Here is a 2,984-nt window from a genome sequence, read left to right as displayed (position 1 = left end):
GGCACCTCACGCGGCAATGCGTTGAGCCAGGTTTCCAACTGGCCGATGCGAGCAAGGTCGAGATGGTTGGTCGGCTCGTCGAGCAGCAGCACGTCCGGATCTGTCACCCAGACGCGGGCGATCAGCGCCAGTCTCTGCCAACCGCCGCTCAGCGCCTGCATTGGCCGCTCGCGCATCGGCTCCGGCACATCGAGTGAATCGAGAACCACGTCGACGCGCCACAGCTCGCTTTCAGCCTGCTCGGGCGGCAAGGCGTCGGCCACCACCTGATGGAAGCTGCGGGGGAGAAGGGCCGGGGCAATGGATTGCTCGACATGACCGACGCGTAGGCCGCGCGTGCGGGTGATGTCGCCGGAGGTCGGCTCCATCTCGCCGGTCAGGCATTTCAGCAAGGTCGACTTGCCGCGGCCATTGGCGGCGACAATGCCGAGCCGGTCGCCGGAGCCGATGGTGAGGTCGAGATTGGCAAACAGCGGCGCACTCATGGTGACGCCGAGGGATTTGAGGCTGATCAGGGCCATTTTGATTTCTCTGGTCTTGCCGGAGGAAAGTCCGGCTCAATGCACTTTGACGGTGCGCAGGCTGGCCATCAGGCTCGGCGTTGCAACACCACGAAGGGCAGACCAAAAAATCGAAGCGGGAAAAACCCGTCCCTGGTCAGCCCTGCAAGCAAGCTCGCAGGGCAGAAATCGGGCCACGCTGACGATGGTGACGATGAAACGTAAACACGTGAGCCCTCCTTTCAAGACAAGACGTTGAGTGTGCGCAGCGATTACACCAAGGGCGGGGCGGATGGCAAGTAGATGCTCTGCGGGCAGGCCTTAATCTCGCGGGCGGATTACCCAGTCACCCTTAGTTCGCTGGATTTCCTGCGGTGTCAGGAAGTGAAACTCCATCAGGATCGGTTCTTCCGGTCCCTTGAAGAAATTAAGCTCGGCGTGGGGGAGCACGAGCCGGCGGACAGTTTCAGATACGCTTTCCACCTTATATTCCTCGGCTTGCGGTCCTAGACCTGCGAGGAGCGTCCTGGCGGCCGAAATCGTCATTGCCGGGCCAAAGCCATCGAGATCGATTTGGCTGTTGCCGCTCCATTTCAAAGGCAAAGGCTTGGGGACATCAGGCATGTGCCAAAGTTTGATGCTGATGCGATGGACGCGTGCTCGATTGCGCCTGGTCAAAATGTCGATTTCCAGATCGCCATAACCTAGAAGAAAGCCGCACGGCTGATCCTGATAGACATATAGCCATTTAGGAAAGCCAAGATGTTTCTGGACCCGACCGAGATCAGCTCCGGCCCGCAAAGGCGTGTCCTTGCTGCCTAAGATTAGGGGGAGGATATGGAGTTTGCCTCGCTGTCGCATCGATCAAACCTTGGTTGGCTGGATATTCCGTCGCGGGAGCATATTCCGCCTGCCCTGACCATTGTGCTACCAAGCTGATTGGGCCCAGCGGATTAATTGAGCTTCACAGGTCAATGGGCCGGATCAGACAGGTCTCAAGTAACCGCCGCTTAGTCCATATTCTTTGTTGAGATCGAGTAGGAAATGCCCGAACACCGCGCTTGTGCCGAGATCGATGACGATCACGAGAAGGGCGTTGAACCTGCCGGTGCCAATCAAAACTTGATCGAACCGATTTTGGGCATCTCGGTAAACATAATGGACGTCGTTCAAATAGGGCACGCCGACTTCGTCCAGATTTAACGCGTCGACATAGGGCCATATGTCTACGACAGCATTCGCCGTCGCGGTGATATTCGTCATCAGCTCGGCAAAGCAAGCCCTGAACTCTTCTTCATCAAGTCTGCGAACGACGACCATCACCTATTCTAAGCGGCGGCATCTGAAATCCGCAACCAATCGCAGACTCGAAGCTGCAGCTCCTACTTCCCCGGCCGTCCCGTCTTGCCCGGCCGGCGTTTTTCACGGCGGGCGTCGCCTAGGTCTTCGTAAGAACCGATGCCGGCGCGCTGACGAACAACCGGTTTGGCGGAATCGTCGCGTTCCTTCGCGCGCCCCTCTGCCCTGCCGGGCATCTCCCCCACTTGGGGGGAGATTGGCTGGGGCTTGGCAGGCACTTTTCCCTCGACCGGCTTTTCCGTGCGCCGCACGGTCATCTCATCGAGCGAGTTCTTCTTGAACAGTGGCTTGGTGACGTCGCCGGGAATGCCGAAATCGGAGCCATGCGCCTCTTCGGCCGACTGTTTCTTGAACAGCGAGCGTGACACCGCGCCGGCCGGCGTCGGCATGTCGGTGCCCGGACCCATGTCGTCGATCGAGGGTTTCGAAAACAGCGGTTTTTTCACTGGTACGGCGCCGTCGGCGCCCATCTCGTCGAGATCAGGCTTGCGGAAGAGGTTGGGCCGGGCAGCCTTGGCCGCCTCTTCTGCGGCACGCGCCGCGTCGAGCTTGCGGAAACGCTCCTGTTCTTCTGCTGTCCGATGTTTGGCCACGCCCTTGTTGTGCTTGCCCTTTTCGCGGCCGGAGGCCGGGCTTTCCATGTCGGCGTATTTGGCCAGCGGGTCTTCGGAAATGGACAGTTCCATCTCACGCAGGCGCTTGATCTCGTCGCGGATGCGGGCCGCCTTTTCGAAGTCGAGATTGGCTGCGGCATCGCGCATCTGCTTTTCCATCGCGTCGAGATGGGCCTTGAGGTTGTTGCCCATCATGGCGCCGGCACTGTCGGTGAACTGCGAGATGTCGGCGCGGACGTGGTCCTTCTCGTAGACCGAATCCAGAATATCGGAGATGCGCGATTTGACCGATTCCGGGGTGATGCCGTTGGCCTCGTTCCACTCCACCTGCTTTTCGCGGCGGCGGTTGGTTTCGGCCATCGCCCGCTCCATCGAGCCGGTCACCTGGTCGGCATAGAGGATGACCTTGCCGTCGACGTTTCTGGCGGCGCGGCCGATGGTCTGGATCAGCGAGGTTTCCGAGCGCAAAAACCCTTCCTTGTCGGCGTCGAGAATGGCGACGAAGCCGCAT

At 59.8% G+C, this 2,984-nt stretch carries 3 protein-coding genes and 1 pseudogene (1 of these 4 cut by a window edge); all 4 read right to left on the bottom strand.

The features are described from left to right. Nucleotides 1-521: ATP-binding cassette domain-containing protein (locus EOB59_RS36785; protein WP_245486791.1), on the bottom strand; the 521-nt coding region annotated here is incomplete at its 3' end. A gap of 300 nt (nt 522-821) precedes the next feature. After that, complete coding sequence (locus EOB59_RS27995; RefSeq protein WP_164895773.1) at nt 822-1,301, bottom strand: hypothetical protein; 480 nt, start codon at nt 1,299-1,301, stop codon at nt 822-824. A 183-nt stretch (nt 1,302-1,484) separates the two neighbouring features. Continuing rightward, nucleotides 1,485-1,820: a hypothetical protein gene (locus EOB59_RS27990; protein WP_128289717.1), complete on the bottom strand. Its 336-nt coding sequence runs from the start codon at nt 1,818-1,820 to the stop codon at nt 1,485-1,487. Nucleotides 1,821-1,882: 62 nt separating this feature from the next. Continuing rightward, nucleotides 1,883-2,984: pseudogene (gene uvrB / locus EOB59_RS27985) on the bottom strand (excinuclease ABC subunit UvrB) (it continues 2,094 nt past the right edge of the window).

The organism is Mesorhizobium sp. M7A.F.Ca.MR.176.00.0.0 (genome assembly GCF_004023165.1).
Classification (GTDB): Bacteria; Pseudomonadota; Alphaproteobacteria; order Rhizobiales; family Rhizobiaceae; genus Mesorhizobium.
Note: the sequence above shows the minus strand (reverse complement) of the source record. Positions and strands in the feature narration are given on the sequence as shown.

What these genes read in the sequence shown, in the direction of transcription:
- EOB59_RS27990 (WP_128289717.1), bottom strand. Translation starts at nt 1,820, where the DNA reads ATGGTCGTCGTTCGCAGACTTGATGAAGAAGAGTTCAGGGCTTGCTTT.